13 protein-coding genes are annotated in these 13,813 nt (G+C 73.8%); 6 read left to right on the top strand and 7 right to left on the bottom strand.

Going from position 1 to position 13,813, the window contains the following annotated elements; translation table 11 throughout:
• Positions 1-7 precede the first annotated feature (7 nt).
• From NOCJ54_RS0116280 to NOCJ54_RS0116255, 6 genes are read left to right on the top strand one after another with little or no spacing between them, the layout of a single operon-like run.
• Positions 8-1,069 (top strand): AAA family ATPase, encoded by a 1,062-nt coding sequence (locus NOCJ54_RS0116280; protein ID WP_084255333.1) that lies wholly within the window; start codon positions 8-10, stop codon positions 1,067-1,069.
• Between the two features lie 15 nt (positions 1,070-1,084).
• Positions 1,085-1,975, top strand: coding sequence for a DUF58 domain-containing protein (locus NOCJ54_RS0116275; protein ID WP_028656337.1), 891 nt, complete (start codon positions 1,085-1,087; stop codon positions 1,973-1,975).
• A complete protein-coding gene (locus NOCJ54_RS28450; protein WP_051485957.1) occupies positions 1,959-2,450 on the top strand; it encodes a hypothetical protein in 492 nt (163 codons plus the stop codon). Before NOCJ54_RS0116275 ends, NOCJ54_RS28450 begins: the two co-directional genes overlap by 17 nt.
• Before the next feature lie 10 nt (positions 2,451-2,460).
• Positions 2,461-3,513 (top strand): VWA domain-containing protein, encoded by a 1,053-nt coding sequence (locus NOCJ54_RS26350; RefSeq protein ID WP_157514937.1) that lies wholly within the window; start codon positions 2,461-2,463, stop codon positions 3,511-3,513.
• The gene (locus NOCJ54_RS26345) at positions 3,510-4,424 is read left to right on the top strand and encodes a VWA domain-containing protein (protein WP_051485955.1); all 915 of its coding nucleotides are present in this window, start codon (positions 3,510-3,512) and stop codon (positions 4,422-4,424) included. Before NOCJ54_RS26350 ends, NOCJ54_RS26345 begins: the two co-directional genes overlap by 4 nt.
• Positions 4,424-5,155, top strand: a complete 732-nt coding sequence (locus NOCJ54_RS0116255) for a hypothetical protein (RefSeq protein ID WP_028656336.1) — start codon at positions 4,424-4,426, stop codon at positions 5,153-5,155. Before NOCJ54_RS26345 ends, NOCJ54_RS0116255 begins: the two co-directional genes overlap by 1 nt.
• 37 nt (positions 5,156-5,192) lie before the next feature.
• Here NOCJ54_RS0116255 and NOCJ54_RS0116250 read toward each other — a convergent pair whose 3' ends face one another.
• From NOCJ54_RS0116250 to NOCJ54_RS0116220, 7 genes are all read right to left on the bottom strand, one after another.
• Positions 5,193-5,963 carry an SRPBCC family protein gene (locus tag NOCJ54_RS0116250; RefSeq protein WP_028656335.1) on the bottom strand — a complete coding sequence of 257 codons (771 nt, stop codon included), beginning with the start codon at positions 5,961-5,963 and terminating at the stop codon, positions 5,193-5,195.
• A gap of 7 nt (positions 5,964-5,970) precedes the next feature.
• On the bottom strand, positions 5,971-6,828 hold the full coding sequence (locus NOCJ54_RS0116245; protein WP_028656334.1) for an FAD binding domain-containing protein: 858 nt from the start codon (positions 6,826-6,828) through the stop codon (positions 5,971-5,973).
• Positions 6,825-9,311 carry a xanthine dehydrogenase family protein molybdopterin-binding subunit gene (locus NOCJ54_RS0116240; protein ID WP_028656333.1) on the bottom strand — a complete coding sequence of 829 codons (2,487 nt, stop codon included), beginning with the start codon at positions 9,309-9,311 and terminating at the stop codon, positions 6,825-6,827. Before NOCJ54_RS0116240 ends, NOCJ54_RS0116245 begins: the two co-directional genes overlap by 4 nt.
• Positions 9,308-9,799 (bottom strand): (2Fe-2S)-binding protein, encoded by a 492-nt coding sequence (locus NOCJ54_RS26340; protein ID WP_036518339.1) that lies wholly within the window; start codon positions 9,797-9,799, stop codon positions 9,308-9,310. Before NOCJ54_RS26340 ends, NOCJ54_RS0116240 begins: the two co-directional genes overlap by 4 nt.
• A gap of 127 nt (positions 9,800-9,926) precedes the next feature.
• A complete protein-coding gene (locus NOCJ54_RS0116230; protein WP_028656332.1) occupies positions 9,927-11,177 on the bottom strand; it encodes a helix-turn-helix domain-containing protein in 1,251 nt (416 codons plus the stop codon).
• A gap of 77 nt (positions 11,178-11,254) precedes the next feature.
• Positions 11,255-12,421, bottom strand: coding sequence for an XdhC family protein (locus NOCJ54_RS0116225; RefSeq protein ID WP_028656331.1), 1,167 nt, complete (start codon positions 12,419-12,421; stop codon positions 11,255-11,257).
• Positions 12,414-13,535 carry a vWA domain-containing protein gene (locus NOCJ54_RS0116220; protein ID WP_028656330.1) on the bottom strand — a complete coding sequence of 374 codons (1,122 nt, stop codon included), beginning with the start codon at positions 13,533-13,535 and terminating at the stop codon, positions 12,414-12,416. Before NOCJ54_RS0116220 ends, NOCJ54_RS0116225 begins: the two co-directional genes overlap by 8 nt.
• Positions 13,536-13,813: the final 278 nt, after the last annotated feature.

Below are 13,813 nucleotides of genomic sequence, written 5' to 3'. Positions count from 1 at the left end.
GGGCGGCATGACCGACGTCTTCGAGTCGCCGACCCACCCGAGCGGCAGCACGTTGCGGCGCGCCCACGTCGACTCGACGGTCCCGCTGACCGAGGCAGAGCTGGCCCGCGCCGCCGAGCTCGTCGGCCGCATCTCGGAGGCCTTCTCCAGCCGCGTCGTCGGCCAGCACCGGGTGCGCACCGCCCTGCTGGTCACCCTGCTCGCCGAGGGCCACGCCCTGCTGGAGAGCGTCCCGGGCCTGGCCAAGACGCTCGCCGCGTCGACGCTCGCGCAGGCGGTCAGCGCCCGCTTCGCGCGCATCCAGTGCACCCCCGACCTGCTGCCGAGCGACATCATCGGCACCCAGGTCTACGACCCGCGCCGCCACGAGTTCGAGACCCAGCTCGGCCCGGTGCACGCCAACTTCGTGCTCCTCGACGAGATCAACCGCGCCAGCGCGAAGACCCAGTCCGCGCTGCTCGAGGCGATGCAGGAGCGGCAGACGTCGATCGCCGGCACCATCCACCCGCTGCCGGACCCGTTCCTGGTCCTCGCGACGCAGAACCCCATCGAGGAGGAGGGCACCTACGTCCTCCCCCACGCCCAGATGGACCGCTTCCTGCTCAAGGAGATCGTCGACTACCCCAGCGAGGAGGACGAGCTGATGGTCCTCGAGCGGATCGACGACGGCACGCTGGGCCAGCACATGACCGACGTCGCGCCCGTCGCCACCCCCGCCGAGGTCGTCGAGCTGCAGGGCCTGACCCGCCGGGTGTACGTCGACCCCGCGATCCGCCGCTACGTCGTCTCCCTGATCCGGGCCACCCGCAACGTCACCGCCCTGCTCGGGCCCGAGCTCGGCGGCTACGTCGAGATCGGCGCCAGCCCGCGCGGCTCGATCGCCTTCTTCCAGGCAGCCCGGGCGATGGCGGTCGTGCAGGGCCGCCACTACGTGATCCCCGAGGACGTCCGCGAGCTGCGGCACAGCGTGCTGCGGCACCGGATCCACCTCTCCTTCGAGGCGCTCGCCGACCGGGTGCGCCCCGAGACCGTCATCGACGCGGTCTTCCGCGCCGTCCCCACGCCCTGACCGGAGCCCGCGACCGTGCCCGCCCACCTGCCCCGGATCAAGGCCCGCCTCTCGATCCACGCGCACCGCAAGGTGCGGGGCCTGCTCGAGGGCGAGTACGCCGCGCTCCACGTCGGCCGGGGCATCGACTTCAACGACCTGCGGGAGTACGTCCGCGGCGACGACGTGAAGGACATTGACTGGAAGGCGTCGGCACGCAGCCGACAGCTCCTGGTGAAGCGGTACGTCGCCGAGCGCAAGCACACCGTCCTGCTGTGCGTCTCGACCGGCCGCAGCATGGCTGCGATGAACGACGCGGCGGTCTCCAAGCGCGAGCTCGCCGTCCTGGTCGCCGGCGTGATGGGCCTGCTCGCCGTGCAGCACGGCGACCTGGTCAGCCTCGTGCACGGCGACGAGGCCGGCCGGCACGCGGAACCGCCGAAGGGCGGCGAGCTGCACCTCGAGCGCCTGCTGGGCACGGTGCACGACGCCATCCGCCCCGACGGTGCGCACACCGACCTCGCTGCGCTGCTGCGCTACGTCGTGCGCACCGTGCGCCGCCGCACGATCCTGGTCGTCGTCTGCGACGAGACCACCGTGCCGGACGAGACCGCCGACCTGCTGCGCCGGCTCACGGTCCAGCACGAGGTCCTGCTCCTGACCATCGGTGACCTCGACCCCACCCAGCCGACCGTCGCCGACCGCCGGCTGGTCGACGTCGACTCGGCGGCCGAGGTGCCCGGCTGGCTGCGCCACGACCGGCGGCTGCGCCGCGAGCTGGCGACCCTGGTCCGTGAGGAGGAGCAGCAGCTGCGCCGCCGCCTCGAGCAGCTCGGCGTGGTCCACGAGCGGGTCCACGACACCGAGTCCGCGCTCACCGCCGTCTTCCGCCTGTTGGAGAGGCAGCGCCATGCCCGCCGCCGCTGACGTCCCGGGGATGCCCGAGGAGTTCACCGGCCCGGTCGCCTACAGCGACCGGTGGTTGTGGATCGGCATCGCGCTGCTCGTCCTCGTCCTCGCCTACTACCTCGTGTCCTGGTGGGTCACCCGCCCGCCGCGGGTGCCCACGGTGCCGCGCCGGGCCGTCGACGTGCCCGACGCCCAGCAGCAGCACCTCGCCCTCATCGACGACCTCGCCGCCCGCGTGCGGTCCGGCGACGTGGGCCCGCGCGAGGGGCACCAGCAGCTCAGCGAGCTCGTCAGGTCCTACGTCGCCGCCGTCTCCACGCTGCCCGCCCGCACCATGGCCCTCGCCGACTTCCGCGACCGGGCACCGCGTGAGCTGGTGGAGGCGATCGAGCTCATGTACCCGCCCGAGTTCGCGCCCGACCCGGCCGACCCGCTCGCCACCTTCGAGGACGCGGTCGGCCGGTCCCGCGACCTCGTGAGCACGTGGGGCTGACGGGGTGGACATGGACCTGACCTGGAACGGCGGCGAGACCGGCTTCCGCTGGCCGTGGCTGGTGCCCGTGCTCGCGCTGCTTGTGCTCGTGCTGATGGCGTGGTGGGCCCGGTCCCGGGACCGTCGCTCGTCGACGGGGGCGTCGTACGTCGCCCACGCGGCGCGGTTGCGGGCGCTGCCCCGCTACCAGGCCCTGGTGCGCCGCCAGGTCGCGATCGGCACCTGCCTGACCGTCGCCGCGCTGGTCGCCTGCGCCGGGGCGATCGTGCTCGGCGCACGGGTGCAGGAGCGGCAGTCGCTGGTGCGCGAGGACCGGACCCGCGACATCATCTTGTGCCTCGACGCCTCCGGGTCGATGGCGGAGGTCGACGCCGCGGTGCTGCGCGAGTTCCGCACGATCGTCGACGGCCTGCGCGGCGAGCGGGTGGGGCTGACCATCTGGAGCGGCGTGGCGATCACGATCTTCCCGCTCACCGACGACTACGAGTTCGTCCTCGAGCAGCTCACCGAGGCCGAGTCGGCGTTCGGGTCCGGCGGCATCTACTCCGACGACTACGCCCGCTACACCGCCGGCACCGTGATCGACTGGACCGTGCAGTCGCAGCTCGGCGACGGGCTGGCGTCGTGCGTGCAGCGCTTCGACAACCGCGACCAGGAGCGCAGCCGCGCCATCGTGCTCGCCTCCGACAACGAGCCGATCGGTGAGGGGATCTACGACCTCGAGGGTGCCGCGGAGCTGGCCCGCTCCGAGGACGTTGTGGTGCACGGCATCGCCGCCCCGATGACCGCGGACCGCCCGAGTGCCGCACGGCTGTTCCGGGACGCGGTGACCAGCACCGGCGGCACGTTCTCGCTGCTCGGCCAGGACGGCAGCGCCGCGACCGTCGTCGAGGCGATCGGCCGGCTGGAGGCCAAGGAGATCGAGCGCCCGCCGATCGTCCAGGTCCTCGACCGGCCGCGCCTGGGCACCGTGGTCGCCGCGGTCGGCGTCGGCGGGCTCGGCGTGGTCTGGGCGGTGCAGGGCGCGCTCGCGCTGGCCGCCCGGCGGGAGGACGCGTCATGAGCCCCCGCACCGCCACGCTCCTGCTCGTCGGCCGACGGCTCGCGATCGTGCTCGCCTTCGTGATGGTGCTGCTGCGACCGGGGTTCGGGACCGCGCAGGTGCCGACCCAGCTCGCCGACGTCGACCTGCTCGTCGTCGTCGACCGCACCCGGTCGATGGCGGCGCTCGACCACGGCGGCAGCCGGCCCCGGGTCGAGGGCGTGCGCGCCGACCTCGAGGCGCTGGCCTCGGAGGTGCCGGGGGCGCGCTTCGGGATCGTCATCTTCGGTGCGGAGAGCCGGCTGACGCTGCCGTTCACGACCGACGCGTCGGCGTACCTGTCCGCGGTCGAGACCCTCGACCTCGAGCGCCCGCGCGAGGGCAACGGCTCATCGTCGACCCGGCCTGCGGCCGAGGTCGCCGAGGTCCTCGAGCGCGCAGCGGAACGGCGCCCGGACCGGCGGCGGGTCGTGGTCTACGTGGGCGACGGTGAGGACACCACCAGCCCCGACCCCGGGGAGACCTTCGCGCCGGTGGCCGACCTGGTCGTCGGCGGCGCCGTGCTCGGCTACGGCACGACCGACGGCGCGCGGATGCCGGCGTCGGACGACCTGGACCTCGACGGGGGCTACGTCGAGGACCCGGAGAGCGGTGGCCCTGCGGTCTCCCGTGCCGACCTCGACAACCTGCGCGCGATCGCCGACGAGCTCGAGGTCGGCTTCTGGCACCGCACCAGCACGGCGGGGATCGACGAGGTGGTCGACTCCTTCGGTGCGTCGTACGTCGAGGGCGAGCGCGGCGACGGCCCGCCCGCCGCGCACGACCTGACCTGGGTGTTCGGCCTGCTCCTGCTCGGCCTGGTGCTGATCGAGCTGCGCTCCGGCTGGCGGGCGATGTGGCGCTCGCAGGACGCGTTGAAGGAGGTGCCGTGATGAGGCGCACCCGCCGGCCGAACCCGAACGCGCGGCGCCGCATGGTGCTCCTCGTCGCCGGCGCCCTGCCGGCGCTGGTCGTGGCCGCCTACCTGCTCAAGGTCGTGCTGATGCTGCAGCACAACGCGGCCGGGCGCGACGCCTTCGACCGCGGCGACTACGACGGCGCAGCGGCGGAGTTCTTCGAGACCCGCGACCTCAACTGGTTCGAGCCGTGGGTCGCCCCCTTCGGCCAGGGCGCCTCGCTGCACGCCGACGGCCTGCTGGACGACGCGGTCGCGGCCTACGGGACCGCGCTCGAGGACGTGCCTGAGCGCGACGAGTGCACCGTCCGGATCAACCTGTCGCTGGCCCACGAGGCCATCGGCGACGCCCGGCAGGGCGAGGGCGACCTGGACGGCGCGACGGACGCCTACCAGGAGGGCATCGACGTGCTCGCCGCCGGCGGGTGCCCGACCGACGCCGGGCGCGGCGAGGAGCAGACCGAGGACGCCGAGGACGTCGACGAGCGGCTGCGGGAGAAGCTGCAGCAGGTCGAGGAGCAGCAGCAGCAACAGGGCGGCGGCGACCAGGAGCAGGAGCCCGAGGAGCAGCAGGGCGAGCGTCCGGACCAGGGCGGCGACCCGCGCCAGGACCGGCTCGAGCGCAACAACGAGCTCGGCCGCGAGCAGCGCTCCGAGGAGCAGGACCTGTTCCGCGACGAGGACTACACGCGCCCCGAGACCTGGTAGGCGGCCCGGGACGGCGGCCCTCCGCCCCCGCGAGGCGCTACGAGCGGCGCAGCAGCCGCCGCAGCACCGCCAGCACGAGCAGCGCCCCCACGGCGGCGGCGGCCTGCTTGCCGTAGCTGCGCAGCAGCACGGGCAGCAGTGCCGAGCCGAGGTCGAGCGCGTCGTCGTCCGGGTCGGGCGCCGGGCGCGGGGTCGCGCGCGGCGGCTCCGCGGACGCCTGGGACGTCGCCACCGTCGGTGGCTCGGCGTCCACGGCCGGGGCCGCCCCGGTCGCCCCGGCCGCCTGTGCGCCGGGCGCCGCGGTCGCCTCCGGTGCCGCCGGCTCGTCGTCGGCCGCCGGCTGCTGCTCGCCTGCGAGCCGCTGCTCGAGGCAGGCGACGAACTGGCCGAGCAGCTTGTCGGAGACGTCCTGCATCACGCCCCGGCCGAACTGCGCCGGCTTGCCCGTGATCGCGAGGTCGGTCAGCACCTCCACCTGCGTCGCGCCGGCCTCGGCGGGCGCCATGGTCACCGTGACCGTGGCGCCCGCCGTGCCGTTGCCCCTCTTGTCGCGTCCCTTGGCCTCGACGACGAAGCGGCGTCCGGCCTCGTCGCGCTCGACGAAGGCGCCGGAGCCGGCGTAGACGAGCGCGATCGGACCGAGCTTCACCTTGCAGGTGCCCTCGAAGGTCGGGTTGCCGGCGTCGTCCTCGCCGACCGAGGTGACCTGGGCGCCCGGGAAGCACTCGGCGAGTCCGCCGATGTCCTGGAAGTGCGCCCAGGTCGCGTCGACCCCGGTCGGGACGGTGAAGGCGTGGGTGAGGTCCACGGCGTCCTCAGCTCCTGCCGGCCGCCGACAGCACGGCCCGCCGGGTGAGCACCGTGGCGAGGTGGCGCCGGTAGTCGGCGTCGCCGTTGAGGTCGCTCGGCGGGTTGGTGCCCTCGGCCGCGAGGGCGGCGGCCGCGGCCACGCCCTCCTCGGTCGCCGGCTGACCGACCAGCGCCTGCTCCACCGCGGCGGCGCGCAGCGGCGTCGACCCCATGTTGGTCAGCCCGACCCGAGCCTCGGCGATGGTGTCACCGTCGAGCCGGACCGCGGCGGCGACCGCCACGATCGGCCACTGGTGGGCGATCCGCACGAACTTCTCGTACGACGCCCCCCAGCCCGTGTGCTTGGGCACCCGGACCTCGGTGAGGATCTCGTCGTCGGAGATCGCGGTCTCGAACAGGTCGACGAAGAAGTCGTCGGCCGGCACCTCCCGCGTCCCGCCGGGCCCCTGCACCACGAAGGTCGCACCGAGCGCCCGGGCCGGTGCGCCGAGGTCCCCGGCCGGGTCGGCGTGCGCGAGTGCCCCGCCGAAGGTGCCGCGGTGACGCACCTGCGCGTCGGCGAGATGGGTGATCGCCTTGCTGACGAGCAGCGCGTGCTCGTGCACCAGCGGGTCCTGGCCGACGTCGTGGTGCGTGGTCATCGCGCCGATGACGAGGTGGTCGCCACCGTCGCGCACCCCGCGCAGGCTGTCGATCCGGCCGAGGTCAATCACCCACTCCGGGGCGTTGAGGCGCATCCGGAGCACCGGCAGCAGGCTCTGCCCGCCGGCGATGACCTTGGCGTCGTCACCGTGCTCGGCGAGCGCGGCCAGTGCCTCCTCGACCGAGGTCGGGGCGACGTACTCGAAGGCTGCGGGAATCACTGGACGTCTCCTTCCGCGCGGTCGACGGTCCCTGACATGCCCGTCGACGGATCGAAGTGCGGTGCGGCCGCACCGGTGGTCTCGCCACCGGCCGAGCCCTCGTTGATCGCCCGCCACACCCGCTCGGGCGTGCACGGCATGGCCACGTCGTTGACGCCCAGCGGCCGCAGCGCGTCGACGATCGCGTTCACCACCGCCGGCGTGGACGCGATGGTCCCGGCCTCGCCGACGCCCTTGGTGCCGAGCGAGTTGGTGGTCGACGGCGAGGTGGTGTGGTCGATCTCGAAGCTGATCGTGTCGGCCGCGGTGGGCAGCAGGTAGTCGACGAACGAGCCGGTCACCAGGGTGCCGTTCTCGTCGTACACCGCCTCCTCCCACAGCGCCTGGGCGATGCCCTGCACCAGCCCGCCGTGGACCTGGCCGGCCACGATGAGCGGGTTGATGACCACGCCGATGTCGTCGCAGCAGACGTACTTGCGCAGCTTCACCTGCCCGGTCTCGGTGTCGACCTCCGCCGCACACAGGTGCGTGCCGTGGGGGTAGTTGAAGTTCACCGGGTCGTAGGTCGCCTCGGAGTCGAGCGAGGCCTCCACCCCGTCCGGCAGGTTGTGCGCGGCGAACACGGCGGTCGCGATCTCCGTGATCGCCATGCCCTGGTCGGTGCCGCGGACGGTGAACCTGCCGCCGTTGAACTCGAGGTCGTCGGCGGAGGCCTCGAGCAGGTGCGCCGCGATCGGCTTCGCCTTCTCGATGACCTTGTCGGCGGCCCGGACCAGCGCCTCGCCGCCGACGACGAGGCTGCGCGAGCCGTAGGTGTCGAGGCCCTTGTGCGAGATCTGGGTGTCACCGTGCAGGATCTCGACGTCGTCGAACGGTACGCCGAGGCGGTCGGCCACGATCTGGCTGAACGCCGTCTCGTGCCCCTGCCCGTGGGCGGAGGCGCCGGTGACGACCTCGACCTTGCCGGTGGGGAGCATCCGCACCTCGGCGTGCTCCCAGCCGCCTGCGCCGTAGTTGAGCTGGCCGAGCACCCGCGAGGGGGCCAGGCCGCACATCTCGGTGAAGGTCGAGACGCCGATCCCGAGCTGGACCTTGTCCCCGCGCGCGCGGCGCTCGGCCTGCTCGGCCCGCAGCTCGTCGTACCCGAACATCTCTCTGGCCCGCGCGGTGGCGGCCTCGTAGTTGCCGGAGTCGTACTCGAGCCCGGCGACCGTGGTGAACGGGAACTCCTCGTGCTTGATCCAGTTCATCTCGCGGACCTCGAGGGGGTCCTTGCCGAGCTCGGCGGCGAGCTCGTCCATCAGCCGCTCGATCGCGTACGTCGCCTCGGGCCGGCCGGCGCCGCGGTAGGCGTCGGTCCAGGTCTTGTTGGTCAGCACGTTCGTGGTCTGGAACTGGTAGGCGGGGAACTTGTAGATCGCGTTGAACATGAACGCGCCGAGCACCGGGACTCCGCCGCCGACGATGGCGACGTAGGCGCCGAGGTCGGCGAGCAGGTCGACCTTGAGGCCGGTGACCTTGCCCTCCTTCGTCGCTGCGAGGGTGAGCCGCTGCCACTGGTCGCGGCCGTGGTGCGCGGTGAGCAGGGACTCGCTGCGGGTCTCGGTGAACTTCACCGGCTTGCCGAGCCTGCGCGCGACCGCGAACGCGATCATCTCCTCCGGCGTCTGCTGGAGCTTGCCGCCGAAGCCGCCGCCGACGTCGGGCGCGATCACCCGGATCTTCGACTCGGGCACGCCGGTGGTGGCGGCGAGGGCGAAGCGCAGGATGTGCGGGATCTGGGTGGCCGACCAGATGGTGATCTGCTCGCCGGTCGGGTCCACCACGACGCTGCGCGGCTCCATGAACGCGGGGATCAGCCGCTGCTGGCGGTACTCCCGCTCGATGACGATGCCGTTGGCGCGGGCCTCGCTGATCGCCTGCTCCACGTCGCCGCCGGTGCCGGCCTCGGCGGAGTCGAACTTCCACACCGCGGTGACGTTGGTGCCGAGGTCGGGGTGCGCGAGCGCGCCCCCGGTCTCGTGGGCCGCGGCCGCCTCCTTGAGGTCCAGCGCGGCGGGCAGCTCCTCGTAGTCGACCTCGACCAGCTCGGCCGCGTCACGGGCCTCAGCCGCGCTGCGGGCGACGACGACGGCGACAGTCTCCCCGGCGAACGCGACCCGGTCGGTCGGCATCGGCACGTGCGGCGGGGTGACCTGGTCGGTGGTGACCGGCCACGCGTTGATGCACGCGCCCTGCGCCTCGCCGAGGTCGGCACCGGTGTAGACCGCGACGACGTTGGTCGCCTGCCTGGCGGCCTCGATGTTGATGCCGGTGATCCGCGCGTGCGGGAACGGGCTGCGCACCATCGCCAGGTGCAGCATCCCCGGCAGCGTGATGTTGTCGGTCCACCGCGTCCGGCCGGTGATGAGGCGCTGGTCCTCCTTGCGTCGCCGGTCGCGGCCGATCTCCTGCCCGGTCGTGGGCTCCTGGGTCGCGGTCATGCCGATGCCCCCTCCGTCGTACCCGTGGCCGTGCCGGCGGCGTGCTGCACGGCGCGGACGATGTTGTGGTAGCCGGTGCACCGGCAGAGGTTGCCCTCGAGGCCGAGCCGGATCGCCTCCTCGGAGGGGCTGGGGTTCTCGTTGAGCAGGTCGACGGTCTGCATGATCATCCCGGGCGTGCAGAAGCCGCACTGCAGGCCGTGGCACTCGCGGAAGGCCTCCTGGACCTTGTGCAGCTGGCCGTCCTCGCCGGCCAGCCCCTCGATCGTGGTGACCTCGCCGCCGTCCGCCTGGACGGCCAGCACGTTGCAGGACTTCACGCTCCTGCCGTTGAGGTGGACCGTGCACGCACCGCAGTTGCTGGTGTCGCAACCGACGACCGTGCCGGTCTTGCCGAGCTTCTCGCGGAGGTAGTGCACGAGGAGCATGCGGGGTTCGACGTCGTCGGCGACCTTCTGGCCGTCGACGGTGAGGTTGATCCGGGCCATGACTCTCCCTTGAGCGCGAGGGACCTGTGACGCGACTCACGCTAGGGAGCCAAGGTTGGCCGAAGGTTGCGGCGGGCGCCGGGCGCGAGGGCGCGGCCTGCGGGTCGCTCCGTCGGCTGCGCGTCGGCTACGCGTCGGCGACGGCCAGGCGCGCCTTGAGCAGCGGGATGGAGGGGTGGTCCACGCGTCCGGACCGCTCGAGGTGGGCGAGGCAGGCCTCCAGCACCGCGGTGTCGTACGGCGCCAGCTCGGCGTAGTCGAGGACGGCATCGGGCTGCGGGTCGGCCAGCAGCGCCTCGCGGACGGCGACGGCGACGTACTCCCCCATCTCGACCAGGGCCGGGCTCTCGGTGCCGGGCAGCAGGTCGCCGCCGTAGGCCGCGACGGCTGCGGCCACCTCGCCACGACGGAGCAGGCCGAGCACGTGGTCGACGTCCGTGGTGATCGGCATCAGCAGCCGGTAGGGCCGCGAGGCGAGCTGGCCGGCGAGCGCGTGGCGCAGGTGCGAGACCTCGGCCTTGAGCGTGGAGAGGGTGACGGCGTGGTCGCCGTAGAGCATCGCGTGGAGCTGGTCGAGCGAGAGGCCGTCGGGGTGCAGCGCGAGCAGGGCGAGGATCTCGGTCTGGCGGCGGTTGAGCAGCAGGCGCTGGCCGTCGACGGTGGCCTCGGCCTTGCCGAGCAGGCGCAGCACGAGGCCGGGCTCGGCGACGTCGTCGGCGGCCGCGGCGCGGGCGGCGGGGTCGAGGTAGTGGTTCGAGCGCGGCATCGCCTGCTCGACGAGGCGGGCGAGCACGCGGGCGGTCGCGAGGCCGATCGGGTGGGTGCGGTCCCAGGTCGTGGAGATGTCGAGGACGCCGAGCTTGGCGCCGGTGACGGGGTCGTGCAGCGGCGCCGCCCAGCACACCCAGTTGTGCACCATCGGCGCGTAGTGCTCGGCGCTGAACACCATCGAGGGCCGCTCGAGCCGGTTGGCGAGGTCGAGCGCGTTCGTGCCGACGGACTGGTCGTCCCAGCGGCCGCCGGCCACGAAGTTCACGCTCTCCGCGCGGCGGCGCATCACCCGGCCGCCGTACGTCCACAGCACGCGGGTGTCCGGGTCGGTCACCGCTAGCACCAGGTCGCCGTCCTCGGCCGTGCGACGCAGCTCCTCCTCGACACGGGCGACGCCGACCTGCAGCGGGGAGCCCTCCCAGAAGGAGCGGGTCTCGGACTCGTCCGCCAGCGGGGCCTCGCCGACGTCCTTCGGCACGGCCGGGCGCGAGCGCTCCCAGCTGTCGCGGATCTCGGGGCGGACCAGCGGCGCGGCCCCGTCGCCCAGCTCGACGAAAGTGGTCCAGGCAGAGAGCGCCGCCCTCCGCCGTTCGAGGAGCTCGTCCATGGGCGCACCCTACCCCCGGCGTGTGACGGCAATCACTCCCTTCGGAGGTAGCCGGGAGCCGGGTGCCCGGGCGGCCCTCAGCCGTGGATGCGCCCCTCCCTGACCGCGAGCGGCTTGCCGCTGCCGCCCCACCGGCCGGCGACGACCTCCGCGGCGATGCTGATCGCCGTCTCCTCCGGCGTGCGGGCGCCGAGGTCGAGCCCGATCGGGCTGTGCAGGCGGGCCAGCTCGTCCTCGCCCAGGCCGGCCTCGCGCAGCCGCTCGAGCCGGTCGTCGTGGGTGCGCCGCGAGCCCATCGCGCCGACGTACCCCACCTCCGGCAGGCGCAGCGCCACCTCCAGCAGGGGGACGTCGAACTTGGGGTCGTGCGTGAGCACCGTGATCACCGTGCGCCCGTCGATGCGGCCGGCCTCCTGCTCGGCGGCCAGGTAGCGGTGCGGCCAGTCGACGACGACCTCGTCGGCGCCGGGGAAGCGGCTGGTCGTCGCGAACACCGGCCGCGCGTCGCACACCGTCACCCGGTAGCCCAGGAAGCCGCCGACCCGCGCCACGGCGGCCGCGAAGTCGATCGCACCGAAGACCAGCATCCGCGGTGGCGGCGCGAACGCCCACACGAACACGCGCATCCCCTCGCCGCGACGCTCGCCGTCCGGCCCGTAGGACAGCGTCCCGCTGTGCCCGGCCGCCAGCAGCCCCAGCGCGTCGTCCCGCACCGCGTCGTCGATCCGGGCGCTGCCGAGGGACGGTCCCTGACGAGGAGCACCGTCCGGCGGCGTGTCGCGGTGCTCGTCGCCGTGGACGACCGGCTCGGGGCGGATGGTCGTGCGGCGGCCGACGTACGACGGGTCGGGGTGCTCGACGACGGTGGCGACGGCGACGGGGCGGCCGGCCTCGATGTCGGCGGCGATCTCACCGAGGTCGGGGAAGGTCTCGCGGTCCACCTTCTCGACGAACACGTCGAGGATGCCGCCGCAGGTCAGGCCGACGGCGAACGCGTCGTCGTCGGAGACGCCGTAGCGCTGCAGCACGGGCGTGCCGGAGGACGCGACCTCCTGGGCGAGCTCGTAGACGGCGCCCTCGACGCAGCCGCCGGAGACCGAGCCGACCGCCGAGGCGTCCGGGCCGACCAGCATCGACGCGCCGGGCGGGCGCGGGGCGGAGCGGAACGTCGCGACGACCGTCCCCATGCCGACGGTCTCGCCCGCCTCCCACCAGGCGAGCAGCTGTGGCAGGACCTCACGCACCGGCCAGCACCTCCGTGAGCTCGGCGAACGTCGCCAGCGAATGGCCGGCGAGGAAGTGGTCGACGTGCGGCAGGACGGCGACGATGCCCTGCTGCACCGGGGCGTAGCCCTCCTTGCCGCGGTGCGGGTTGACCCACACGACGGTGTGGGCGAGGCGGTGCAGGCGGGCGGCCTGCTCGCCGAGCAGCTCGACCCCGCCGCGCTCCCAGCCGTCGCTGAGCACGACGACCGCCGCACCGCGCGCCATCCCGCGCTGCCCGTGCCGGTCGAGGAACGCCTGCAGCGTCTCGCCGAGCCGGGTGCCACCCGACCAGTCCGGGACGACGTCGCCTGCTGCGGCGAGCGCGCGGTCGGGGTCGCGCAGCCCGAGCGGGCGGGTGATCCGGGTGAGCCGGGTGCCGAGCGTGAAGGTCTCGACGTCGCCGGCCCGCCCCGCGGCGGTGACCCGGTGCGCGAGGCGCAGCAGCGCGTCGGCGTACCCGCTCATCGAGCCGGACACGTCGACCAGCAGCACCACCCGCCGGGTCCGGCGGGCGCGACGGCGGTGGTGGATCCGCGCCGGCTCCCCCATCCGGCGCAGGCTGGCCCGCAGCGTGCGGGAGGCGTCGACGTCACCCCTGCGGTGCGGGGTACGACGAGGGGTCGGTCGCGCCGGCAGGCGGACCGGCAAGGAGGAGAACATCGACGCGAGCAGCGCCTGCTCCGCCGGGTCGAGCGTCGCGACGTCGCGGTGGCGCAGCACCTCCGCGGCGCTGGCCGCCGCGCGCAGCGGGTCGTCGTCGGCGGCGCCGGCACCCTCGCCGAGGTCGTCGGGCAGCAACCCGGCCCCGGGCCGGGCCTGCGCTGCCCGCGGCTGCAGCGTCGGCTGCGTGTTGTCGCGGTGGAACCACGCGTCGAAGACCCGGTCGTGCCGCTCGACGTCCTCGCGGGTCGCGCACAGCGTGGCCCGGCCGGCGGCGCGGGTGGCGTCGCGGTCGGCGATGCCGACGAGGGCGACGGCGTCGAGGTAGGTGCGGGTGCGGTCCTGGGTCACCGTGACCCCGGCGGCGCGGAGCGCGGTGGTGAAGCCGAGCAGCACCTCGTCGGCGTCACGGAGCAGGACGGTGTCGCTCACTGGACTACCTTCCTCGTGTCGGCGGTCCTGGACGGGCCGCTGATGCACCCCAGGTGCCGTCGGGTCACTGCCCTGCTCGCTCGACCCCTTGAGGTCCACGATGAGTTCTGCAGGGCCCGGCGGTCACCCGGGACGCCGTGATCGTCGACAGGGCTGTGCGCCAAGGCCGACCGGATGGCTGGCTGGGAGCGCCGATCAGTGAGCTGACAGACAGATGCGTCCCGGCACCAAGACGAGGGTGCCTCCCCACTGGGTCTAGCAGCGAGGAGGCTGACATG

It is taken from the genome of Nocardioides sp. J54 (genome assembly GCF_000519005.1).
GTDB lineage: Bacteria > Actinomycetota > Actinomycetes > Propionibacteriales > Nocardioidaceae > Nocardioides.
This window is presented reverse-complemented; position numbering and strand designations above follow the sequence as displayed.